Source organism: Polynucleobacter sp. Tro8-14-1 (assembly GCF_018881655.1).
Taxonomy (GTDB): domain Bacteria; phylum Pseudomonadota; class Gammaproteobacteria; order Burkholderiales; family Burkholderiaceae; genus Polynucleobacter.
In genome coordinates, this window is the sequence record NZ_JACVPX010000001.1 from 21817 (window position 1) to 42807 (window position 20991).

Annotated in this window: 25 protein-coding genes; 12 read left to right on the forward strand and 13 right to left on the reverse strand. The window is 46.4% G+C overall.

Annotated elements, in window-relative coordinates; translation table 11 throughout:
- Positions 1 to 7: 7 nt before the first annotated feature.
- The 3 genes from ICN34_RS00090 to ICN34_RS00100 are packed head-to-tail and all read right to left on the reverse strand — an operon-like array spanning position 8 to position 1506.
- Positions 8 to 670: a glutathione S-transferase family protein gene (locus ICN34_RS00090; RefSeq protein ID WP_255538538.1), complete on the reverse strand. Its 663-nt coding sequence runs from the start codon at positions 668 to 670 to the stop codon at positions 8 to 10.
- A 28-nt stretch (positions 671 to 698) separates the two neighbouring features.
- Positions 699 to 1199 carry a flavin reductase family protein gene (locus ICN34_RS00095; protein WP_072582631.1) on the reverse strand — a complete coding sequence of 167 codons (501 nt, stop codon included), beginning with the start codon at positions 1197 to 1199 and terminating at the stop codon, positions 699 to 701.
- A 10-nt stretch (positions 1200 to 1209) separates the two neighbouring features.
- Positions 1210 to 1506, reverse strand: a complete 297-nt coding sequence (locus ICN34_RS00100; RefSeq protein WP_072582632.1) for a hypothetical protein — start codon at positions 1504 to 1506, stop codon at positions 1210 to 1212.
- 87 nt (positions 1507 to 1593) lie between these two features.
- On the opposite strand from ICN34_RS00100, the gene ICN34_RS00105 reads away from it, so the two are divergent.
- Entirely contained in the window at positions 1594 to 2577 is a 984-nt protein-coding gene (locus ICN34_RS00105; RefSeq protein WP_072582633.1) for an MDR family oxidoreductase, read from the forward strand.
- A gap of 20 nt (positions 2578 to 2597) precedes the next feature.
- On the opposite strand, the gene ICN34_RS00110 is transcribed toward ICN34_RS00105, so the two are convergent.
- On the reverse strand, positions 2598 to 2774 hold the full coding sequence (locus ICN34_RS00110; protein ID WP_072582634.1) for a DUF1289 domain-containing protein: 177 nt from the start codon (positions 2772 to 2774) through the stop codon (positions 2598 to 2600).
- Positions 2775 to 2815: 41 nt separating this feature from the next.
- Here ICN34_RS00110 and ICN34_RS00115 point away from each other — a divergent pair, with 41 nt between their 5' ends.
- Positions 2816 to 3901 carry an MBL fold metallo-hydrolase gene (locus ICN34_RS00115; protein ID WP_072582635.1) on the forward strand — a complete coding sequence of 362 codons (1086 nt, stop codon included), beginning with the start codon at positions 2816 to 2818 and terminating at the stop codon, positions 3899 to 3901.
- Here ICN34_RS00115 and ICN34_RS00120 read toward each other — a convergent pair.
- A complete protein-coding gene (locus tag ICN34_RS00120; protein ID WP_072582636.1) occupies positions 3813 to 4271 on the reverse strand; it encodes a PhaM family polyhydroxyalkanoate granule multifunctional regulatory protein in 459 nt (152 codons plus the stop codon). The two genes, ICN34_RS00115 and ICN34_RS00120, sit on opposite strands and share 89 nt — an antisense overlap.
- 74 nt (positions 4272 to 4345) lie before the next feature.
- On the opposite strand from ICN34_RS00120, the gene ICN34_RS00125 reads away from it, so the two are divergent.
- Entirely contained in the window at positions 4346 to 5410 is a 1065-nt protein-coding gene (locus tag ICN34_RS00125) for a homocysteine S-methyltransferase family protein (RefSeq protein ID WP_216120121.1), read from the forward strand.
- Positions 5407 to 8157 (forward strand): methionine synthase, encoded by a 2751-nt coding sequence (gene metH, locus ICN34_RS00130; RefSeq protein WP_216120123.1) that lies wholly within the window; start codon positions 5407 to 5409, stop codon positions 8155 to 8157. Before ICN34_RS00125 ends, metH begins: the two co-directional genes overlap by 4 nt.
- Here metH and ICN34_RS00135 read toward each other — a convergent pair.
- Positions 8154 to 8471: a DUF1840 domain-containing protein gene (locus ICN34_RS00135; RefSeq protein WP_216120126.1), complete on the reverse strand. Its 318-nt coding sequence runs from the start codon at positions 8469 to 8471 to the stop codon at positions 8154 to 8156. The genes metH and ICN34_RS00135 overlap by 4 nt on opposite strands.
- A 35-nt stretch (positions 8472 to 8506) precedes the next feature.
- On the opposite strand from ICN34_RS00135, the gene argS reads away from it, so the two are divergent.
- From argS to ICN34_RS00150, 3 genes are read left to right on the forward strand one after another with little or no spacing between them, the layout of a single operon-like run.
- Entirely contained in the window at positions 8507 to 10234 is a 1728-nt protein-coding gene (gene argS, locus ICN34_RS00140) for an arginine--tRNA ligase (RefSeq protein WP_216120128.1), read from the forward strand.
- A 35-nt stretch (positions 10235 to 10269) separates the two neighbouring features.
- Positions 10270 to 10857 (forward strand): SPOR domain-containing protein, encoded by a 588-nt coding sequence (locus tag ICN34_RS00145; RefSeq protein ID WP_072582641.1) that lies wholly within the window; start codon positions 10270 to 10272, stop codon positions 10855 to 10857.
- Positions 10854 to 11501: a thiol:disulfide interchange protein DsbA/DsbL gene (locus ICN34_RS00150; RefSeq protein ID WP_216120130.1), complete on the forward strand. Its 648-nt coding sequence runs from the start codon at positions 10854 to 10856 to the stop codon at positions 11499 to 11501. The genes ICN34_RS00145 and ICN34_RS00150 overlap by 4 nt, the downstream gene beginning before the upstream one ends.
- Before the next feature lie 37 nt (positions 11502 to 11538).
- Here ICN34_RS00150 and ICN34_RS00155 read toward each other — a convergent pair whose 3' ends face one another.
- From ICN34_RS00155 to ICN34_RS00175, 5 genes are read right to left on the reverse strand one after another with little or no spacing between them, the layout of a single operon-like run.
- Entirely contained in the window at positions 11539 to 12315 is a 777-nt protein-coding gene (locus ICN34_RS00155) for an SDR family oxidoreductase (RefSeq protein ID WP_216120132.1), read from the reverse strand.
- Positions 12312 to 13607 carry a cyclopropane-fatty-acyl-phospholipid synthase family protein gene (locus ICN34_RS00160; protein ID WP_216120134.1) on the reverse strand — a complete coding sequence of 432 codons (1296 nt, stop codon included), beginning with the start codon at positions 13605 to 13607 and terminating at the stop codon, positions 12312 to 12314. The genes ICN34_RS00155 and ICN34_RS00160 overlap by 4 nt, the downstream gene beginning before the upstream one ends.
- Positions 13604 to 14389 carry a DUF1365 domain-containing protein gene (locus ICN34_RS00165; RefSeq protein WP_216120136.1) on the reverse strand — a complete coding sequence of 262 codons (786 nt, stop codon included), beginning with the start codon at positions 14387 to 14389 and terminating at the stop codon, positions 13604 to 13606. Before ICN34_RS00165 ends, ICN34_RS00160 begins: the two co-directional genes overlap by 4 nt.
- Before the next feature lie 3 nt (positions 14390 to 14392).
- Entirely contained in the window at positions 14393 to 15769 is a 1377-nt protein-coding gene (locus ICN34_RS00170; RefSeq protein ID WP_216120138.1) for an FAD-dependent oxidoreductase, read from the reverse strand.
- Positions 15766 to 16320: a glutathione peroxidase gene (locus tag ICN34_RS00175; protein WP_370623948.1), complete on the reverse strand. Its 555-nt coding sequence runs from the start codon at positions 16318 to 16320 to the stop codon at positions 15766 to 15768. The genes ICN34_RS00170 and ICN34_RS00175 overlap by 4 nt, the downstream gene beginning before the upstream one ends.
- A gap of 107 nt (positions 16321 to 16427) precedes the next feature.
- On the opposite strand from ICN34_RS00175, the gene rfaE2 reads away from it, so the two are divergent.
- The gene (gene rfaE2, locus ICN34_RS00180; protein WP_216120140.1) at positions 16428 to 16916 is read left to right on the forward strand and encodes a D-glycero-beta-D-manno-heptose 1-phosphate adenylyltransferase; all 489 of its coding nucleotides are present in this window, start codon (positions 16428 to 16430) and stop codon (positions 16914 to 16916) included.
- Here rfaE2 and ICN34_RS00185 read toward each other — a convergent pair.
- Complete coding sequence (locus tag ICN34_RS00185; RefSeq protein ID WP_216120142.1) at positions 16913 to 17722, reverse strand: type III pantothenate kinase; 810 nt, start codon at positions 17720 to 17722, stop codon at positions 16913 to 16915. The genes rfaE2 and ICN34_RS00185 overlap by 4 nt on opposite strands.
- On the reverse strand, positions 17719 to 18504 hold the full coding sequence (locus tag ICN34_RS00190) for a biotin--[acetyl-CoA-carboxylase] ligase (RefSeq protein ID WP_216120144.1): 786 nt from the start codon (positions 18502 to 18504) through the stop codon (positions 17719 to 17721). The genes ICN34_RS00185 and ICN34_RS00190 overlap by 4 nt, the downstream gene beginning before the upstream one ends.
- Before the next feature lie 106 nt (positions 18505 to 18610).
- Between ICN34_RS00190 and ICN34_RS00195 the strand changes: the two genes are divergently transcribed.
- From ICN34_RS00195 to ICN34_RS00210, 4 genes are read left to right on the forward strand one after another with little or no spacing between them, the layout of a single operon-like run.
- A complete protein-coding gene (locus tag ICN34_RS00195) occupies positions 18611 to 19636 on the forward strand; it encodes a VanZ family protein (RefSeq protein ID WP_237767730.1) in 1026 nt (341 codons plus the stop codon).
- Positions 19637 to 19652: 16 nt separating this feature from the next.
- Positions 19653 to 19961: a ferredoxin gene (locus tag ICN34_RS00200; RefSeq protein ID WP_072582652.1), complete on the forward strand. Its 309-nt coding sequence runs from the start codon at positions 19653 to 19655 to the stop codon at positions 19959 to 19961.
- 26 nt (positions 19962 to 19987) lie between these two features.
- Positions 19988 to 20701, forward strand: coding sequence for an alpha/beta hydrolase (locus ICN34_RS00205; RefSeq protein WP_216120148.1), 714 nt, complete (start codon positions 19988 to 19990; stop codon positions 20699 to 20701).
- A 19-nt stretch (positions 20702 to 20720) separates the two neighbouring features.
- Positions 20721 to 20987: a DUF493 family protein gene (locus ICN34_RS00210; protein WP_072582654.1), complete on the forward strand. Its 267-nt coding sequence runs from the start codon at positions 20721 to 20723 to the stop codon at positions 20985 to 20987.
- The last annotated feature ends 4 nt before the right edge of the window (positions 20988 to 20991 follow it).

Sequence of the window (20991 nt, forward strand, 5' to 3'; positions counted from 1 at the left end):
AGAAAAACTATTTAACGATATTGAGTTCTTTTTCAACAATATCGTTAAAGCAAGTTTCATTTTCTAGGCGTTGCATCCAGGTATCGATATTCTTAAGGGGTGCACGCTCGCCAGTGTGCTGTGGGAAGGTCTGATTTAGAAGAATCCAACGACTGACACACAGGGCTAGAACAATATCTCCAGTCTGAAATTGATTTCCTGCGCAATAGCTTTGTTTGGATAAGGTTTGATCTAGCAATCCAAGTAGCCGATTTGTTTCTTGATATCCCTTGAGAATCGAGTCGTATTTACGTTCTGACTCTGGTGTTCTAGTGAGACCAAGAAATGCAATGCGCAGTGCTGGCCACATCGTGCCCAATTGCCAATCCATCCATTTCTCAGATTCGTACTGAGTCTTAATTTCTGCTGTAAAGCGCCCAGCCTGATCATGCAGACGGGCTAAATAGCGCATGATGGTATTGGATTCCCAAAGCACCACTTCACCATCTTCCAGTGTAGGTACCAAGCCATTTGGGTTGAGATTTAAAAACTCTGGAGTGTTATTGACTCCAAATTGCAGGCCAGCATCGATGCGCTCAAAGTCTTTGCCTTCTTTGAGTCCAAGCTCAGCAAGGCACCACAATACTTTTTGAACGTTAATCGAACTTTTTCGACCCCATAAACGCATCATGGTATTTCCTTACAAAGATGATTTGGTATTAGCTGGCTTTAGTTTCTGTGAAATCGAGACCAACAAATTGGCTGCGCGCAAAAATGAGGGGCTCTCGCTCGGGATGATTTTTTAAGTTAATCACTTTGGCAACAATGATGTTGTGATCACCACCTATGTGAACACAAACAGTTTCACATTCGTAATAAGCTACACAATGATCAATCTGCGTAAGTCCGCTAGCCGCAAGCTTGTGATCAATTCCCTTAAATTGATCGGTCTTCACATTAGCGAAATGCATTGCCAAATTCTCTTGAGAGCGCTCTAGCACATGAATCAGATGTTTCTTGCCAAGCTCAACCCAAGGCATGAGTCTTGAATGCTTCTTGAGACTCCAAAGAATGAGTGGTGGCTCGAGTGAGACAGTGTTGAAGGAGCTAATCGTAATGCCGTGAGAATTATTTTCCTCATCCAAGCAAGTGATAACAGTGACCCCAGTTGCAAATGATGCGAAACCTTTGCGCAGCTCTTGTGAGGTAAACGGGGTCATTAGTCTTTACTTATTTAGCTTCAGCTTTTGCTGTAGCGGTCAGTGTTGTGCCGGGAATAGGAATCAAAATTTCATTCTCTTCGGCTTTTACGCATCTGAAGCGATATTCATTGCCTGCCTTGGATAGAAAGCTGGCGCCTTCATAGAAATCATCTTTACAGGTCTTGGTGGCGAAATCCATAACATCCTGCGGTGCTGCGCTAGAGGTGATCAGGCGCATATTGCCCATGGACATATTAATTTGGGTGGAATAGCAGCCAGACAGCGCCAAGCCAGAAATCGTAGTTAATAGTAGAATTTTTTTCATGGAAACCTCCATAATCAGCAATGCTCGTTAGGATAAACCTATTAAGCAATTGCTGTGGGGAAATACCTCGTTCTAAAAGGAAGAGACATGTTTAAAGCAATATTGGTAAATAAGGATGATCAAGGGTATCGCGCAGAATTAGCCCAAGTGGATGAGGCCAGCCTCCCAGAGGGCGATGTTCGCGTAAAGGTCCTGTATTCCACTCTCAATTACAAGGATGGCCTGGCTATCACCGGCAAAGGACCAGTGGTTCGTAGCTTTCCAATGGTGCCGGGAATCGATTTTGCTGGTGAAGTGATGGAAAGCACCAGTTCCGACTTCAAGACTGGCGACATGGTGCTTCTTAACGGCTGGGGAGTTGGGGAAGGGCATTGGGGCGGCTTAGGACAGCAGGCCCGTGTGAAGGCCGATTGGTTGATTCCGCTACCCAAGGGATTTACTGCTAAACAAGCATTAGCCATTGGCACCGCAGGTTATACCGCTATGCTCTGCGTCATGGCACTACAAAAGCATGGGCTTAAGCCAAGTGATGGTGAGATTTTGGTCACTGGTGCTGCAGGCGGCGTTGGCAGCTTTGCCATCACACTTCTCAGCAAGCTAGGTTTTACTGTTGTCGCGAGTACCGGCCGTATGGCTGAAGCGGATTACCTGAAAAAATTGGGTGCAACTGAAGTAATTGATCGCGCCACCTTATCTGCTCCTGGCAAGCCATTAGCAAAAGAGCGTTGGGCTGCAGTGGTTGATAGTGTGGGTAGTCATACCCTGGCTAATGCGTGCGCGCAGACCAAGAGCGATGGTGCTGTAGCTGCTTGTGGCTTGGCTCAGGGCATGGATTTTCCTTCAAGTGTTGCACCATTTATTTTGCGCGGCGTTACTTTGTACGGCATTAATAGTGTGACTGTGCCGCGTGCAAAACGCATTGCTGCTTATGAGCAATTGAGTCAGTTGGTGGATCTGAAGACCTTAGATGAAATCTCTCATGAGATCACGCTTGAGGAGTCAATCAAATACGCGCAAGAATTAATGGCGGGTAACGTACGTGGACGTTTGATTGTCGACGTCAATAAATAAAAAAGAAGTAAAGATTGGTATTACTGCGGTGCTTGGGGTTTGCGACTTGGAAGTTGTGTCCAAACCTCAAGCTTCTCAGGATTCGTGAGATCTGACCAATCAGCAATTTCAGTCAAGGTACGATAGCAGCCACGACAGTAACCATTTTCAGGATTAATGTCACACCAATTAATGCAAGGCGATGGAACTGTTGTCAAAGCAAACCTAGAAGTAAAAAATCAATCAATAACACTAAGCCATGAATACTCAAAACAAAGCAAGTGCTGAAGCTGCAATTCATTATCCCTTAGGAGACGATCTTCCGGAAGTGGGTAGCAGCTTAGAGGTTGCGCCAGGTGTTCGCTGGATCAGAATGCGCCTGCCCTTTGCTTTAGATCACATCAATCTTTGGCTGCTACGCGATGAAATTGATGGCGTTGCGGGTTGGACGATTGTGGACTGCGGTATTGCTAATGAAGAGACAAGAAACTCTTGGGAGCAAGTGTTTGCTACTCAGCTTGAAGGCTTACCAGTCTTGCGCGTGATAGTGACGCATATGCATCCTGACCATGTGGGTCTATCCCAATGGCTCTGTGAAAAATGGAAGGTCCCTATGTGGATTTCCATGACAGATTACTTAACTGCTCAATGGTTAAGTTGCAAAGAGGGTGGTGCTGCAGTTGGTTCACGCGCTGGCAGTGGCGGTTCTGCAGATCACTTTCAAAGACATGGTTTAACGGGCTCAGAAGATTTAGAAAAAATTCGCGGGCGCTCCAATTACTACAGCAATATGGTTCCTGGAGTGCCGCGTCAATATCGCCGCATTATTGATGGCGAATTGATTTCAATAGGTGGTCGTACCTGGCAAGTCATTATGGGCTATGGGCATGCGCCTGAGCATGCTTCACTATTTTGTAAAGATCTTGGAGTGTTGATTTCTGGAGACATGTTGTTGCCTCGCATCTCTACCAATGTAAGTGTCTATGATGCAGATCCAGATGCAGATCCGCTAGGCTTATATCTTGATTCTATTGAAAAATATTTAGTATTGCCTGAGGATGCATTGGTACTTCCTTCACATGGCAAACCATTTACTGGAATTAGGCCGCGTGTTGCGCAACTCAAAGCGCATCATGATGATCGCTTGGCGGATACTTTGGCCGCATGTAAAAAACCGGCACATGCCAGAGAGATTGTGCCGGTCTTGTTTAAACGTGAATTAGATATTCATCAACTCACATTTGCAATGGGTGAGGCTATTGCTCATCTGAATTACCTACTTCGTCGAGGAAAGTTGCGTCGCCAGCTTTGCGAGGACGGCGTGTTGCGGTTTTCCGTGGCTTAGCGCTAGTCGTTTTAGTCTTGGATTCTTCCTTTGGGGCGCTTGTTGAGCTAGCTGCAGAGCTAGCTGCTGAGACAGCATCACCAAAGGATTTGAGCGCCATCATGGTGGCATGCTGAACTTCAAGACCCTGAATAGTCGATTTGAGGATGTTGAGGTTCAAATTAAGCCAGTTTTCAACGCTTTTCAGGTCTTTAATACGCTTTTCAAGCTCATCTACATCCAAGCCAGGAAAAGCTGAAGCGAAGCCACCGGCAGCCTTAGAGGCGTCTGCCGTGAAGGGAAACTGCCCAGCCTGACCTGCGGCACCTTGTCCCCACATGGTTTTAAACATATCTAGGCTTTGATTGAATTCTGGAATGGTTCCAAACATAGGGGCTCCGGGGTAAATGAAAAGTGGCTTTTCCAATAGAATAAGGGATTCTAGAGATTAACCCCGGTTTAACAATGCAATCTAATGGTTTGTCCCAGCCCTATACCCGTGGTCAAAAGCTTCCCGAGCTTTTGAAGCAGCGCATCCTCATTTTGGATGGCGCCATGGGCACCATGATTCAGCAATACAAGTTAACTGAAGCCGACTATCGCGGTTTGCCGGGAAATACCCGATTTGCCGATCATCCTGGCGATATCAAAGGTAACAATGAGCTCTTAGTTTTGACTCAGCCGCAAATTATTAGCAAGATCCATGAGCAATATTTGGATGCTGGCGCAGACATTATTGAGACCAATACTTTTGGTGCAACCTCAGTGGCGCAAGAGGACTACAAAATGGCTGGCTTGGCTCGTGAGATGAATGAAGTCTCTGCCAAATTAGCGCGCGCAGCTTGTGAAAAATATAGCACCCCAGAAAGACCGCGTTTTGCTGCGGGCGCGATTGGTCCTACACCAAAGACGGCAAGTATTTCACCAGATGTTAATGATCCAGGTGCGCGCAATGTAACCTTTGATGCATTGCGTGCTTCGTATCGTGAGCAGATTGAAGGATTGTTTGCGGGTGGCGTCGACTTATTTTTAGTTGAAACCATTTTTGATACGCTCAATGCCAAAGCGGCACTCTTTGCCCTCGATGAATTTTTTGAAGAGACCGGTGAGCGTTTGCCGGTAATGATTTCTGGAACGGTGACAGATGCTTCAGGACGAATTTTGTCTGGGCAAACTGTTGAGGCCTTCTGGAATAGCTTGCGTCACATTAAGCCCCTGACCTTTGGTTTGAACTGTGCATTAGGTGCTGCTTTAATGCGCCCTTATATTGCAGAGCTAGCAAGAATTTGCGATGCCGCAGTGTCTTGTTACCCCAATGCGGGCTTGCCTAACCCGATGAGTGATACGGGCTTTGATGAGACACCAGAAATCACTTCTAGCCTAGTAGATGGTTTTGCTAAAGATGGCTTGGTCAATTTAGTAGGTGGCTGCTGCGGCACAACACCTGATCACATTCGCGCAATTGCTAATGCGGTTGCCAAACGGAAGCCACGGGCTTTCTATCGCGAGAATGCGGAGGTATCAGCATGAGCAAGATAGAGAAAAAAGCGATGCCAGCGATGAAGCTTTCTGGTCTTGAGCCATTTAATGTTACCGCGGATGTTGGCTTCGTCAACATTGGTGAGCGCACGAACGTCACGGGATCTAAGGCATTTTCCAGAATGATTTTGAATAATCAATTTGATGAAGCGCTCGTAGTGGCGCGTCAGCAGGTTGAGAATGGCGCACAGGTCATCGACATCAATATGGATGAAGCGATGTTGGATTCTGAGGCGGCGATGACACGCTTCCTCAACTTAATCGCTTCTGAGCCTGATATTGCTCGTGTTCCCATCATGATCGACTCCTCCAAGTGGAGCGTGATTGAAGCGGGTCTGAAGTGTATTCAAGGTAAGCCAATTGTGAACTCGATCTCCTTAAAAGAGGGTGAGGAGTCCTTCAGAAAGCAAGCGCGTTTAATCCGTCGTTATGGTGCTGCCTCAGTGGTGATGGCTTTTGACGAGGTAGGGCAAGCTGATACCTTTAAGCGTAAGACAGAAATCTGTCAGCGCTGCTATGAGATCTTGGTAAACGAGATTGGCTTCCCAGCAGAAGACATTATTTTTGATCCGAATATTTTTGCAATCGCTACTGGTATTGAAGAGCACGACAACTATGCGGTCGACTTTATTAATGCCACCCGCTGGATTAAAGAAAACCTACCGGGTGCTAAGGTTAGCGGCGGCGTTTCCAATGTGAGCTTCTCATTCCGCGGTAATGATCGTGTGCGCGAAGCGATTCATACGGTGTTCTTGTATCACGCCATTCAGGCTGGCATGGACATGGGTATTGTGAACGCTGGTCAGTTGGGTGTTTACGCTGATTTGGATCCTGAGTTGCGTGAGCGTGTTGAGGACGTTGTTCTCAATCGCTTTAAAGAAAAAGATGGCAAAACACCTACCGAGCGTTTGCTCGATATTGCTGATCAATTTAAGGGCGGTGGCGCTAAGCAAGTAGAAAATCTGGTATGGCGCGAAGCCCCAGTACGCGAGCGTCTAACGCATGCCCTAGTGCATGGCATCACCACCTTTATCGAAGAAGACACCGAAGAGTTGCGCGCAGAAATTATGGGCGCTGGCGGCAGACCTATTGAGGTCATTGAAGGCCCTCTGATGGATGGTATGAATGTCGTGGGCGACTTGTTTGGTGCGGGCAAGATGTTCTTGCCTCAGGTAGTCAAAAGCGCCCGCGTGATGAAACAAGCGGTTGCCATCTTGATTCCGTACATCGAAGAAGAAAAGCGCCAACATATTGCGGCAGGCGGTGAAGCCAAAGCTAAGGGCAAGATTGTCATGGCAACCGTGAAGGGCGACGTGCACGATATCGGTAAAAATATTGTGACTGTTGTTCTGCAATGTAACAACTTTGAAGTAGCCAATATGGGTGTGATGGTTCCTTGTGCAGAGATTCTCAAGCGTGCCAAAGAAGAGAATGCAGATATTGTTGGTTTATCTGGATTGATTACACCTTCGCTAGAAGAAATGACTTATGTTGCGCAAGAGATGCAACGTGATGATTGGTTCCGTGAACGTCAAATTCCGCTGATGATTGGTGGCGCAACAACTTCACGTGTTCACACAGCGGTGAAGATTGCCCCACACTACGATGGCCCTGTGGTGTATGTGCCTGACGCATCTCGTTCAGTTTCAGTGGCTTCTAGCCTGCTTTCGGATGAGAGCGCTAAGAAATTTATTCAAGATTTGCGTGACGACTATGTACGCATTCGTGAACAGCACGCCAATAAGAAAGCGGCGCCAACAATTTCTTTAGAGGCAGCGCGCAAGAACCGCGAGATGATCGACTGGTCTGCTTATGTTCCAGAGAAGCCGAAGTTCATTGGCCGTCGCGTATTTAAAAACTTTGCACTGAGCGATATTGCTAAATATATTGACTGGACACCATTCTTTCAGACTTGGGACTTAGCAGGCAAATTCCCCGCAATCCTGGATGATGAAATTGTTGGTGTGGAAGCTCGCAAAGTATTTGCTGACGCTCAAGCCTTACTTGATAAGTTGATTAAGGGGCAATGGCTACAAGCCGATGCAGTAGTGGCTTTCTATCCTGCTAATACCGTTGGCGATGATATCGTTTTGTATAGCGATGAAGCACGCGAGCATCCTTTATTCGTGTGGCACAACTTGCGTCAACAATCCGAGCGTCCAGTTGTAGAGGGTGTACGCAGACCTAATCGTTGTCTGGCTGATTACGTTGCGCCAAAAGATTCTGGCGTTGCTGATTACCTGGGTTGTTTTGCAGTGACCACCGGTCATGGTGTTGAAAAGAAAGTGGCTGAGTTTCAGGCAAAGCACGATGACTACAGCGCCATTATGTTGAAGGCCTTGGCTGACAGATTAGCTGAAGCTTTTGCTGAGCTGATGCACCATCGAGTGCGTACAGACTTATGGGGCTATGCAACAGATGAGATTTTGTCAAACGATCAAATGATCAATGAAGAATACCGCGGTATTCGTCCGGCACCTGGTTACCCAGCCTGCCCTGCACATGAAGTTAAAGAGGATTTATTACGAGTCATTGGCTCTGAAGATATTGGCATGACTCTGACCGAGTCAATGGCCATGAATCCAGCTTCAAGCGTGAGCGGTTTCTATCTTGCCCATCCGGATGCGCGCTACTTTAATGTGGGCAAGCTATCCGATGATCAGGTTGAAGACTTGGCTAAGCGCCGTGGGCAAAGTATTGAGGACACCCGTCGCCAGCTAGCGAGCTTGCTTGATTAAACGCCCCACATAACGGGCTCGTCTTTGGCTTTGGACTGCTTCATGAGCTCTAGGAGCGGGTAGGCTCGCTGCCCAAGGCGATCGGCCAGCTTAGGCTTCTCAGCGCCCTTCTCGGACTCGTCATTTGCTTTAGCCCGCTCCTCAAGATCTTTGAGGATGGCAGTTTCTAGGGCAGTGATGAGGTCAGGAAGTTGCTCAACGGTCAAAATTCCGCGAGGCTCCAGGGGGCGCCCCAAAATATCAAAAATTCGTTTAGTCAGATCCGCCAGCATGATGACATCTGGACCAGCCTTTGAGCGAAATTGATAGATCATTTCGATAGCTTACCACCTGATAAACTCACTTATCTATGTTGTTAACCAATAAAAATCGTTTAATTGAAATGCTGAGTGCTGCACTTGCAGGCTTGGCTCAGGAGCGCGACCTAGGGGAGGCTCCTACCCCCCGTTTGGAGCGTCCCAAGGCTGTTGACCATGGTGATGTCGCTTGTAATATCGCCCTTCAGCTAGCAAAGGCTTGGAAGCTGAACCCGCGTGAGCTGGCACAGGCTTTGGTAGAGCGCTTGCAGCAGCAAGTAGGCTTTAATGAGCTGATTGCATCCTGTGACATCGCTGGCCCTGGCTTCATTAATTTCCGCCTTAGCAATGCTGCTAAGACTGCTGTAGTTCAGGAGATCCTTTCTGCGGGAGCTCATTTTGGCGAGTCTGTGCAGGACGGTCGGTCTGCGCCAAGCGCCATGATTGAGTTTGTCTCCGCTAATCCAACCGGCCCATTGCATGTAGGTCACGGTAGACAAGCAGCGCTGGGCGATGCCTTAGCTAATCTATTGGCTACCCAGGGAATCAAAGTTCATCGTGAGTTTTATTACAACGATGCCGGTGTGCAGATTGCGAATTTAGCCTTGTCTGTTCAAGCACGCTTACAGGGTTTGAAGCCAGGTGATGCCAAGTGGCCTGAGCAGGCATATAACGGTGAATATATTGCGGAGATTGCTAGCGCATTTAAATCTTCTCCAGAATTTAAAGATGATCTTGAAGCTATTCGCCAATTTGCGGTTGCTTATTTGCGTAATGAACAAGACATTGATTTAAAAACTTTTGGCGTGAAATTTGATTGCTATTACTTAGAGTCCTCTCTATATACCGACGGTAGTGTTGCACAAATTGTTGGCGACTTACAAAGCATTGGCAAGACCTATGAATCCGAAGGCGCGCTCTGGTTGAAGAGTACGGATGATGGTGACGATAAAGATCGCGTGATGCGTAAGTCAGATGGTAGCTTTACCTACTTTGTGCCTGATGTGGCGTATCACACCAGCAAGTGGAATCGCGGCTTTCAGAAAGTGATTAATGTGCAGGGTAGCGACCACCACGGCACCATTGCCCGTGTACGCTCGGGCCTGCAAGGTGTAGCGCAGAAGCGCGGCTGGGATATTCCTAAAACGTATCCAGAATATGTGCTGCATAAGATGGTTACGGTTATGCGCCATGGTGAAGAAGTCAAAATTTCTAAGCGTGCGGGCTCATATGTCACTGTGCGTGATTTGGTTGAATGGTCTGGTGGCGTTACTCCAGAGATGACGCCTGAAGAGCGGGAGTTAGCTTTGCAACGTGGTCGCGATGCTGTGCGCTTTTTCTTGATCTCACGTAAAGCAGATACTGAATTTGTTTTTGATATTGATTTAGCCTTGCAGCAAAATGATGAGAACCCAGTGTTCTACGTTCAGTATGCGCATGCAAGAATTAATTCAATCTTGCAGCAGTGGGGTGGTCAAATATCGGATTTGGCTGCGGCCGATTTATCGCTCTTACAAAGTAAAGCATCGGATCATTTACTGCGTCGTTTGGCAGAATACCCAGAAGTTCTGACCGCTGCTGCCGAAGAATTAGCGCCGCATGCCTTGGCTTTTTACCTGCGTGACTTAGCGGGCGATTTCCATGCCTTCTATAACGCGGATCGCGTCTTGGTTGACGATCAAAACTTAAAGCAAGCGCGTCTTGCATTGCTATTAGCAGCCCGCCAAGTTCTGCAAAATGGCTTAAAAGTACTCGGGGTATCGGCGCCAATAAAGATGTAATGGCGAGGTATGAAGTGAAGATGTAAGATGAGGAAATGATGAAAATACCGAATCAACAAAACTCCCAATACGGCGGCACTATTCTCGGCTTTATTTTGGGTTTAGGCGTCGGTCTTGGAATCGCCTTTGTCATTGCCTTTTATCTTTCTAAAAATACCCCTCAAGAAAGACCGGGGATGCGTGCCCCTAGTCTGCCTTTGACTATTAAACCTTCTGCGGCACCTGCTGAAGGTGAAGCGGGCTCTCCTGCTGAACCAGTTGATTTAAATAAGCCGCTCCAGGGTAAATCACCCGCCCCTGCATCACCCGATCCGATTGGAGATTTGGTAAATGGCAAGAAAACTGCTGATAAGCCAGCGGACGCATCCCCTGCAAGCAAATCAGACTCCATTTATTTCTTGCAAGTGGGCGCGTTTACAAAGCGTGCTGATGCAGATGCGCAAAAAGCGAATTTAGCAATCCAGGGAATTCAGGCTCAGCTTAGCGAAGTTACGAGTGATGGCAATACCCTCTGGCGCGTGCGGGTAGGTCCATATAACAGCGTTGAAGAGAGCAACTCAGTGCGAGACAAATTGAGTAGCATTGGCATTAAACCAACTTTAATCAAATCCAGTAAATCATGATTTCATTCAGCAAAAGATTCATTACTTTATTAGCACTGCTTTCTTTAAGTGGCTTTGTTAGTGCACAAACTCAAAAAATCGAAGAAGGCTTTGATTACCGCATATTGCCAGTTGCACAGCCGGTCGAAACCAAGGGAAAAGTAGAGGTTATTGAATTCTTTTGGTACGGCTGCCCGCATTGCTACGACTTTGAGCCAGAGCTCAGTAGCTGGGTAAAGCGCCAGCCTAAGGATGTTGTCTTCAAAAGAGTCCCCGTAGCTTTCCGTGATGACTTCTTGCCCCATAGCCAAATGTATTACGCGCTCGAATCGATGGGCAAAGCTGATGCTCTAAACGAAAAAGTCATGTACGCAATACATAAAGAAAATAAGCACCTCTTGACGGAGACGGAGATCGCGGATTGGGTCGCATCTCAAGGGGTTGATCGTAATACTTTCTTAGCAACTTATCGTTCTTTTGCGGTAGTTTCTAAAGCGCGTGCCGCTAAGCAATTAACCGAAGCCTATCGTATTGATGGAGTGCCGACGATTGTGATGCAGGGTAAGTATGTGACATCACCATCCATTGCTGGATCTAAAGCTAAAGCAATTGCAGTAATGGATTATCTAGAAGAGAAAATTCGTAAAGACAAGTACAAGCAGTAACTTAAAAATAGGTTGCTGCGTAATGCTTTAGCGCCGCTTAAATTTTGACGAAGCGGCGCACAATCCAAAAGTAGATTGGGTAAGGCAAGATTCTCAGAAACTTTAAGAATCTTGTGAATCGCTTGGGGAAGTGAATATCGAATTCCCCCTTCTGAATACCGGTCAATATCTCGCTGGCTGCTTCCTCGGCACTAATTAAAGCTGGCATTTCAAAGTCATTTTTTGCAGTAGCCTCAGTAGCCACAAATCCTGGCGAGATCATGTGCACGCTGACTCCTGTCGGCAGCAAGTCGTAATATAAGTTCTCGCAAAAGTTAATGATGGCAGCTTTACTTGGGCCATATGCCAAAGCTTTTGGCAGGCCGCTATACCCTGCAACGCTACCCACGATGGCAATATGTCCCGAGTGAGCCTTTAGCATCTCTGGCGTCACTAATGCAACTGCTCTCATAGGCCCCAGAAGATTTGCATCGATTGTTTTTTCAGCAATCTTGAAATCAAAATAAGCTGCTCGCAATGGGGTGTATACGCCCGATACAAAGAGCAGGAGATCAATTCCGTCCCAGGCGTTCAAAATTGTTTTATAGCCATCCTGGAGTTGCGCATCATCGGTAACGTCGATAGGAATGACTAGGCTTTGTTCAATCGTTCCAGTGAGGGCAATTTCATTTAATCGTTCAGCTCTTCGACTGGAAAGTGCTACTTTAGCGCCCTTGAGAAGAAGGGTTTTCGCACAAGCTTCGCCAATGCCGCTGGATGCGCCTATGACCCAGACTCTTTTGCCTGAAAAGTGGTCTATTCCGCTTTGTTTCATGTGCCTAGTGCATCAGAAGATGCTGGTGATGGTTGATGACTCAGAGTGAATTGCACTACGTCGATATTATGCTCAGTAAAGCCGGCGGCGCAATACATGAGGTAGAAGTTCCAAAGGCGTATGAATGCTTCATCAAAGCCAAGTTGACGTACTTCTTGCAGTTTTTGATTAAAGCTATCGCGCCACAAGCAAAGAGTTCTTGCGTAATCTCCGCCAAAGGCGAACTCGTCATCAATTCGCAATCCAGCTTTAGCAGCGCTTGCTTTAAAGCTTGCTCTAGAGGGCAGCATACCTCCAGGAAATACATACTGTTGAATAAAGTCAGTGTTGCGTCTGTAGCGATCAAAGAGATCTTCGGCAATTACAATCGTCTGAATGCAAGCTTTGCCGCCCGCTTTTAGACAGTGGGCAATCGTTTCAAAATACTCTGGCCAATGTTTCTCACCAACTGCTTCAAACATTTCGACGGAAGCAATGCCATCAAATTTTTCTTGGCAATCGCGATAGTCTTGAAGGCGCACTTCAAATCCAGGAGGGTTAGCAATTTGACCTTGCACTGCTAGTAAACGTTTCTCTGCAAATGCTTTTTGCTCTGTAGATAGAGTTAGGCCAGTAATGGCTCTCTTATTACGAAGAGATTCCTCCATAACGCCACCCCAGCCACAACCAATTTCAAGTATGTGCTCCCCTGGCGCCGTCTTTAAGGAATCTAGAATGCGTCCAATCTTTGCACGCTGTGCATCAGCTAGGACTTGCTGACTGCCTTCAGAAAACCAGGCGCTCGAGTAGCTCATCGTGGGATCAAGCCATAGCGTATAAAAAGCATTGCCTAGGTCATAATGCGCATGAATATTCTTGCGGCTTCCCGCTTTGCTGTTATCTCGCAACCAGTGTTTTAGACGGTAAAAAATTGATCCATACCAATTGCCGTAAATGGCTTTTTCTAAAATAGTTCGGTTGCGTATGGCTAACTCAAGCAGTGCTTTGAGGTCTGGAGTATTCCATTTGCCTTGAATATAGCTCTCGGCAAAACCAATATCTCCATGGGACATGATCTCTTTAAATACAGACCACTCTAAGATATGAATTTCAGCATGCAATTGATCACTTTGAATGCCAAACTCCCGCTTCTCGCCATTGGGAAGGGTGAGTTTTAAATGACCACTGCTTAGCTTTGTCAGGAGGGTTAGGAGTGCCTTAGCCTTAATTTGGTGTTGCGGCGAAGCGCTATCTCGTCCTTGTGGACGAGAAAAATTGAGTCTGGAGAGAAGGGATTGTCCTGGGCGATTCATCTGCTAACTTCAAGTTCTGGTGGTTTAGGCTTTGAGTGAAAGGGTACACCTTTTACCCACAATTTCAATGCTTGCCAATGTATTCGGAAAATGACACCCAAGCTCATTAATGGGTAGCGTAGTAGTGCCAGCATGATATTGGCGCGACTGAGTGGGCGGCTGGTGCCGCTAATGCTGGTGTTGATGAGGGGTTGGCCGTCCTCATGAAGCTCAATGCGACAGACATTATTCTTACCACTACTACTATCTTGCGGAAATAAGAAGCGGAAATGGTAATCGCCACGTACCGCACAAAATGGTGAAACGTGAAATACCTTTTTACTACTGAGTGTTTCGCCCGAGTGCAATGCTTCACCCGAATCTTTGTGAAGTAAATAGCAATGACGCTCACCAAAGGTATTGTTAACTTCAGCCAGTACCGCCTGTACTTTGCCATCGGCGCGCGTACAGATCCAAAAGCTCACGGGATTAAAAACATAGCCCAATACCCTTGGAAAAGTCTGAAGCCAAATTTCTCCATCGACATGTTGCACATGATTGTCTGCAAGAATCTTTTCGATCCAAGCAAGGCTATTGGATTCTCCTAAGCCATGGTCATTATCAAAAAATGCACAAAGACCCCAGCGGTTATCGCTTAAGCCGTTTTGATTCAGTAAATTCGGGTTGGCATTGCGAGTACGCATAGGGATGGAGATGGTGAAAACCCCATAACCAAAGGCATTCTTAGCCGGCCTTAAGCGCTGGTGTTTTACTACTCCAAAGTTAATCTTGGCGCCTGACATCAACTACACATCTTGTTTGGTTTTGATCGGTTGACGAATGCTTTCAATTAAAGCTTCTGCCACTAATTCTCCGGAGCGTAAACCATCTTCATGAAACCCAAATCCCGTCCAGGCGCCGCAATACCAAATAGAGGATGTGCCCTGAATTAGGGGTAGCTCCTTCTGGGCTTGAATCGCACTCATATCAAAGACAGGGTGTGAATAGTGAATCTCTTGATGTACAAGTTTTGGATCTGGCTCTTCCGAGGGATTTAAGCTCACAATAATTTGGGTGTCTTGAAGTTGAACTGGTAGATGTTGCAGACGATTAATTAAGTAGTTAACGCTGACATGTTGTTTTGTATTGGGTTTAGCGCCGGATTTAGCGGTGTAATTCCACGCAGCCCAGCAACGTTTTGCATCTGGCAAGAAACGAATATCGGTATGTAATATTGCTCGATTCTTTTGGTATGGAACTGATGCCAGGATATTTCTTGATTGTTGGTCAATGCCATGAACTAAATCTAATGTTTGGTCGCTGTGACAAGCCATGATGACTTCATCGAAATGGGCCGAGCCAGCCTGACTGATAACCTCAACTGGCCCGACATCATGACCTGTATTCACCCTCAGGACACAGTCCCTTTTAATGGCCACCCCATGCGTTTCTAGTGCTGTCACAAGGCGCTTTACATATTCTCGTGAGCCACCCTTGATAGTCAACCATTGCGGGCGATTTTGGATTTGCAAAAGGCCGTGGTTATGGCAAAAGCGCACCATGGTTTGAATAGGGAACTCGAGCATCTGTTCGACTGAACAAGACCAGATGGCGCCGATCATGGGTAGAAAGTAATTCTCTTTAAAGCTTTGGCTAAAGCGATGACGTTTTAAAAAATCGGCAATTTTTTCATCAGGCTCTTTGTATTGATGACCAGCTTCAATTTGGTCATGTGCTAACTGAGTGGCCAAACGATTAAAACGCATGATGTCATAAGCCATTCTCCAAAATGATGGAGATAGGAGATTGGATCTTTGTCCAAAAAAAGAATTGATGTCGTTACCAGCCCATTCAATCTTTTTCCCCGCCCCAGATTTACTGGCGGTATCAATCGATACAGAAAAAGACATTTCTGAGGGGGCTACTGGCGCTTGAATTTCTTCGAATAAACGAACGAGCCGTGGATAAGTCTTACGGTTAAATACCAAGAAACCAGTGTCTACACCGTGTGTGATTTCATTTCCACCGATATTGCAAGTGATATCAACAGTATTGCTGTGGCCACCAATGTGATCGCCAGCTTCATACAAGGTGATTTCAAATTCAGGATGTTGTCTTAAGGCGTAGGCACAGCCTAACCCAGAGATGCCTGCGCCAATAATGGCAATTCTTTTTTTACTCACTGAGCTTTTTCTCCTAAAAGCTTTTCAATTTCATTTATAACGCTGGTGCTCGTGGGTTTAGTAACGCTTCCAAACGAATCAACCACATTACCATTTCGATCGATTAAATATTTATAAAAATTCCATTTTGGAGTTGTGCCAGTTTTAGCAATCAACATCTTAAATAGGGGGTTTGGGTTACTGCCAGAAACCGTGCTCTTAGCAAACATTGGAAATTTCACGTCATAGGTGTTCTTGCAGAAATCGGCAATCTCTTTATTGCTACCAGGTTCCTGTTGTCCAAAGTCATTAGAAGGAAAGCCCAGAATGACAAAGCCTTGATCTTTATATTTGGCGTAAATCTTCTCAAGACCTTCATATTGGCTGGTAAAGCCGCAAAAGCTGGCTGTATTGACTACCAATATGACTTTCCCTTGATATTGGCAAAGGTTTTGCGGCGCTTCATCCTGCAAGCGAGGAAAAGTATGGGAGAGCAGGGGGCTGCAAGTCGGCGCAGCATTGGCAAGCTGAAATCCAGATAAGAATGCAATTAGCCCAAATAGGCAGTTCATTACAAAACGGGGCATATTGCACCTTTTTTATTCACGAGTGAGAAGCCAAGTCTAAGACATTCTGGGTAATATCGCTGGCCTCGCAAGATTGCCATTAATATTGGGTTATGAGTCATTTGCCACCCCCTTCTTTTGAAGCAAAAGTCTGCTCACCAGAACAGCTTGCTACTCGCCTGGAAAATCTTCCTAGACCATTGGTCTTTACTAATGGAGTCTTCGATATCCTGCACCGTGGCCATGCCAGTTATTTGGCCCAGGCTCGTGCCCTAGGGGCTAGCTTGGTGGTGGGCGTGAATTCTGATGCCTCAGTGAAGATGTTGGGTAAAGGCGATGACAGACCCATTAATGCAGAGGCTGATCGCCAGGCTTTATTGGCTGCATTAGAAAGCGTGGATATGACTGTGTTGTTTACCGAACAAACACCAGTCAATTTGATTGAAAAAATTCGTCCTGATATTTACGTCAAGGGTGGTGATTACGATATCGACACTTTGGCAGAAACCCATTTGGTAAAAAGTTGGGGTGGTAAAGCAGTTGCGATACCTTTCCTATATGAGCGATCAACTACAAGCCTGTTGGGTAAGATCCGCTCTTAGAGGTTTTGCAGTAACCACGCCCAGATACCGCGAAGTACTAATCCTTCAGTTACTTCCACGGATTGCTTGATTGGTAAATTAGTTTTTGTAATTTCTTGCGCTAGGACTTTGGCGTTGCCGCCATCAAGCCAAATTTTTTCGATGGGAAAATTTAACTCTTTTGCATGTTGTATGCCATAGAGGATTGCACCAATTTGCGCCGCATCACATCCTCCGATAATTGCGTCATTGGTAGAGCATCCAAATCCATGATGTTCCGCACGCTTCGCCAAGCCTAACTGTGCAGTATTACTTGCCAGACTTTCTTGCATTAATCCTAAGCCAGGCAAAATCCATCCGCCGTAATGTACGCCGTTAGAACCCAATAAGTCGATGGTGGTGGCAGTACCGGCATTCACAATCAAGGTGTTTTTATTTGATAAGGCGCGTGCCCCAATCAGAGCGGCCCAGCGGTCAGCGCCGAGCTTGCTGGGATCTTGATATAGGCTGCGCATTCCTGTGAAAGCGCTATCACCCTTAAGCTGCTTCCAATGGAGGTCACTCCATTGCGGAAATAGTGATTTGAGATTGGTAATCGCTTCTTGGCCAGCAACGCATGTAAAGCCAATAGCTGCAGGCTTCGGTAATGTTTTAGAAATATAGTCCGCCAACTCGGCTCGATGCTCTGCTGATTGCAAAGACTTACTGCTAATAGAGCCTGAGTATGCCCACAACTTTTTTTGTTGAGCGCTAGGATTTTGAGTTGACTCCACAGCCGCCCATTTCAGGCGCGTATTACCAACGTCAAAAAATAAATAAAGGCTCATGATTGAATCCGCAAAGAAACATCACCTGCATAAATGGCGATGGTTTTGTTTTCTTGTTGCAATAGTAATGCCCCTGTCTCATCCACACCTTTTGCAATTCCATGAATAGGATCTTTACCAGCGCCAGAAATGCATACAGATTGCTCTCGATAGGCATCCCAGCCCATCCAGCGTTCTTTGTAGGACTTAAATCCATGCAGGTCAAATTCGGCAAGACTGTGTTCGAGTGAAGCAATCAGTTTGAGCCAGAGATATTCTGTATCAGGGAGTGATTTTGTCAGTTGAGCAAGTGAACCCACTTTCAGGCCCGTATCTAGATTTGCTTCAATTGCTTCTGGATTGCGCAAGTTAATACCAACCCCAATAATCATCCAAGTAGGATCACCCGCTTTTGCTTGGCCGCCCTCAATCAGGATGCCGCCAAGTTTACGGTTGTTTAGTAATAAGTCATTGGGCCATTTCAGTTGCAGGCCAGCCTCTTGAAGGGCTTTCTCACTTAGATTGCAAGCTTGTGCAATACCTTCTATCACTGCAAGGCCAACTAATAAGCTGAGTCCGCTGAGTTCGGCCGGAGTTCTTTTAAATGAAAATGCGAGAGAGAAGCAAAGAGAGTCCTCGGGGTTGGCTAGCCATGCTCGGCCTGCCCTGCCTTTGCCCGCAGTTTGTTTGTGGGCAATCCGAGCCACCGGATCAATGAGTTCCCCTGCACGCCAGCGACTCATCAGATCGTCATTGGTGGATCTAGTCTCGGTAACGCGCTCAAGGATGCAATTTGCAGTCATTCCGCCATTGTAGAAAGGTCTGACCTAGAATTGTGGGATGGATCAAAAAGATCAACGACCTCGGAAGCTAGTATGGCCACTACAGGCTATGCCTTTAGCGAGGGCTATGAGCTTAAGCTACGCGCTTTTGATCATCTATGTAAGCCTAAACCCCTTTGACTTTGATTTTCAGAATGGGATCTCTGCTTGGGCGTGGTTGGATGCTCCCTTGCCACGTTTTATGACTTTATTTGATGTATCGGTCAATATCTTGGCTTATATTCCCTTTGGATTTTTGGTAGTGTTTGCTGCCTATCCTCGTTGGCGTAACTACGTAGCTCTTGGAATGGCCCTTAGCTTGAGTGCTGGCCTGGCACTAGGTGTAGAAACTTTGCAGTCTTGGCTGCCTACTCGCATACCGAGTCAGATGGACTGGTGGGCCAATATATTGGGAGGACTGTTAGGCGGCTTATTAGCGATTCCTCTAGGGCCACAATGGCTTTCTGGAAGCGCAATTCGTCGGCGCTTTGATCAATGGTTTGGCCTTAATTGGGCAGCGTGTGCCCTGTTCTTATTGTTTCCCTGGTCACAAATTTATCCACAAAGCTCTTGGCTTGGCACAGGTGTATGGGGCCATGCCATATTTGGCTCGGTCGATTGGGGTACTGTGGTGATTAATCAGGTTATTCAAGAGGCGGCAATCACCTCGCTATGCTGGCTTGGAGTGGCCTTGTTGCTATCTCTAGGATTGCGCACTAAAGCCCCCCAGTGGCGCATTCTCAATGGACTGCTTGGTCTAACCGTGATGGTGAAGATTCTATTTACCGCCCTTCAATTTGGCGCTGAGTTTAGTTTGATCTGGCTTACGGCTGGAGCTCTATGGGGAATGGTAATAGGCGGCATCTTATTAAGATGGACGTTAAAGCTCAAGCAAATGACTAAGTTTTGGTTAGCTTTGATTTGCTTGCTGGGAACCACAATAGCGGTCAATGTTTTGCCTGACAATCCATATTTCATTCTGACGCTCAGACACTGGTATCAAGGGCGCTTATTGCACTTTAATGAGTTGATGCAATGGGTTTCCGTAGTATGGTTACCTCTGGCACTGATTTGGATGGTTCGAAGTGCCGTGGAATTTAAACCGAAACATTGATGAATATAATTTTCCTATGAGTTTTTCACACCACCTATTTTTTTGTCTCAATCAGCGTGCCAATGGTGAAGATTGTTGCGATCAACATAATGCTTTTGCTTTGTTTGACTACGCCAAGAAAAGAGTGAAAGAGCTTGGTCTTGCGGGCCCAGGAAAAATTCGGGTGAATAAGGCGGGATGCTTGGATCGCTGTGCTGACGGTCCTGTCATGGTTGTCTACCCAGAGGGTATTTGGTACACCATGGTTGATGTAGATGATGTTGAAGAAATTATCCAGTCCCATTTAATCGAAGGTCGTCCAGTAGAGCGCTTGCAATTAGCCTAGCCATTACAGAGAGTTGAAAGTTTTTTATGAATAGCCGTACAAAAGTAATTCAGATTGAAGGCATTGTCGGATCAATGGAAATGTCTATTGATCTGCCGGATGAATTAAAAAATGATCCTGCATTTGCTGTGCGTGGCTTGGCCCTCGTGGCACATCCCCATCCATTGATGGGTGGCACGATGGATAACAAGGTGGCCCAAACTATGGCGCGTGCTTTTAACCAGTTGGGTTACGTCAGCGTGCGCCCAAACTTTCGCGGTGTAGGTGGAACTGAGGGTGTTCATGACGACGGTGTTGGTGAGTTAGAGGACTTGCTACATGTAACCGATTGGATGCGAACACCATCAAGTTGGAGTCAATTTGAAGCAACGGCGAATCATTCCTGGACAAGGGAGGCGAATACGCTGCCGCTAGTAGTTTCAGGTTTTTCTTTTGGAAGCTTTGTTGGTAGTCACTTAGTGCAACGGCTTTCAGAATTAGGTCGTCCAGCTGAGCGCCTAGTGATGGTGGGTAGTGCTGCAGGCAAATGGACTCTGGCCCCAGTGCCTGCCGATACGATTTTGATTCATGGGGAACTGGATGAAACCATTCCCTTGATTGATGTTTTAGATTGGGCGCGTCCGCAAGAGTTGACTGTGCAAGTAGTGCCTGGCGCAGATCACTTTTTCCATCGCCGCCTACATTGCATTCGCAACATCATTACTGGCGCGTGGTTAGGCATGCCAGATCATCGTAAGTAATTAGAAATAGAAAGACTATATGGCCGAAGAAAAATCATTAATCGAGTACCCATCATTATTTCCTATCAAGGTCATGGGTAAAGCAAACCCAGAATATCTTCCAGCGATAGTGCATATTGCCAAACAATTTGATCCTACGTTTGATGAGAGTAAGGTCGAGCAGCGTCCTTCTAAGGATGGAAATTATTTAGGCATTACTTTGCCAATTACTGCGACTAGCCGTGAACAGTTAGATGAGTTGTATAGAACCTTGTCCACTCATCCATTAGTTAGTGTTGTTCTGTAATTGA

Coding starts and splice junctions, on each gene's coding strand:
- argS (WP_216120128.1), top strand. CDS start 8,507: ATGTTGTTAACCAATAAAAATCGTTTAATTGAAATGCTGAGTGCTGCA.
- ICN34_RS00160 (WP_216120134.1), bottom strand. CDS start 13,607: ATGAATCGCCCAGGACAATCCCTTCTCTCCAGACTCAATTTTTCTCGT.
- ICN34_RS00210 (WP_072582654.1), top strand. CDS start 20,721: ATGGCCGAAGAAAAATCATTAATCGAGTACCCATCATTATTTCCTATC.
- ICN34_RS00185 (WP_216120142.1), bottom strand. CDS start 17,722: ATGAGCCTTTATTTATTTTTTGACGTTGGTAATACGCGCCTGAAATGG.
- ICN34_RS00205 (WP_216120148.1), top strand. CDS start 19,988: ATGAATAGCCGTACAAAAGTAATTCAGATTGAAGGCATTGTCGGATCA.
- ICN34_RS00165 (WP_216120136.1), bottom strand. CDS start 14,389: ATGTCAGGCGCCAAGATTAACTTTGGAGTAGTAAAACACCAGCGCTTA.
- ICN34_RS00145 (WP_072582641.1), top strand. CDS start 10,270: ATGATGAAAATACCGAATCAACAAAACTCCCAATACGGCGGCACTATT.
- ICN34_RS00155 (WP_216120132.1), bottom strand. CDS start 12,315: ATGAAACAAAGCGGAATAGACCACTTTTCAGGCAAAAGAGTCTGGGTC.
- ICN34_RS00120 (WP_072582636.1), bottom strand. CDS start 4,271: ATGTTTGGAACCATTCCAGAATTCAATCAAAGCCTAGATATGTTTAAA.
- ICN34_RS00200 (WP_072582652.1), top strand. CDS start 19,653: ATGAGTTTTTCACACCACCTATTTTTTTGTCTCAATCAGCGTGCCAAT.
- ICN34_RS00105 (WP_072582633.1), top strand. CDS start 1,594: ATGTTTAAAGCAATATTGGTAAATAAGGATGATCAAGGGTATCGCGCA.
- ICN34_RS00100 (WP_072582632.1), bottom strand. CDS start 1,506: ATGAAAAAAATTCTACTATTAACTACGATTTCTGGCTTGGCGCTGTCT.
- ICN34_RS00195 (WP_237767730.1), top strand. CDS start 18,611: ATGAGCTTAAGCTACGCGCTTTTGATCATCTATGTAAGCCTAAACCCC.
- ICN34_RS00125 (WP_216120121.1), top strand. CDS start 4,346: ATGCAATCTAATGGTTTGTCCCAGCCCTATACCCGTGGTCAAAAGCTT.
- ICN34_RS00135 (WP_216120126.1), bottom strand. CDS start 8,471: ATGATCTATCAATTTCGCTCAAAGGCTGGTCCAGATGTCATCATGCTG.
- metH (WP_216120123.1), top strand. CDS start 5,407: ATGAGCAAGATAGAGAAAAAAGCGATGCCAGCGATGAAGCTTTCTGGT.
- ICN34_RS00175 (WP_370623948.1), bottom strand. CDS start 16,320: ATGAACTGCCTATTTGGGCTAATTGCATTCTTATCTGGATTTCAGCTT.
- rfaE2 (WP_216120140.1), top strand. CDS start 16,428: ATGAGTCATTTGCCACCCCCTTCTTTTGAAGCAAAAGTCTGCTCACCA.
- ICN34_RS00090 (WP_255538538.1), bottom strand. CDS start 670: ATGATGCGTTTATGGGGTCGAAAAAGTTCGATTAACGTTCAAAAAGTA.
- ICN34_RS00150 (WP_216120130.1), top strand. CDS start 10,854: ATGATTTCATTCAGCAAAAGATTCATTACTTTATTAGCACTGCTTTCT.
- ICN34_RS00115 (WP_072582635.1), top strand. CDS start 2,816: ATGAATACTCAAAACAAAGCAAGTGCTGAAGCTGCAATTCATTATCCC.
- ICN34_RS00190 (WP_216120144.1), bottom strand. CDS start 18,504: ATGACTGCAAATTGCATCCTTGAGCGCGTTACCGAGACTAGATCCACC.
- ICN34_RS00095 (WP_072582631.1), bottom strand. CDS start 1,199: ATGACCCCGTTTACCTCACAAGAGCTGCGCAAAGGTTTCGCATCATTT.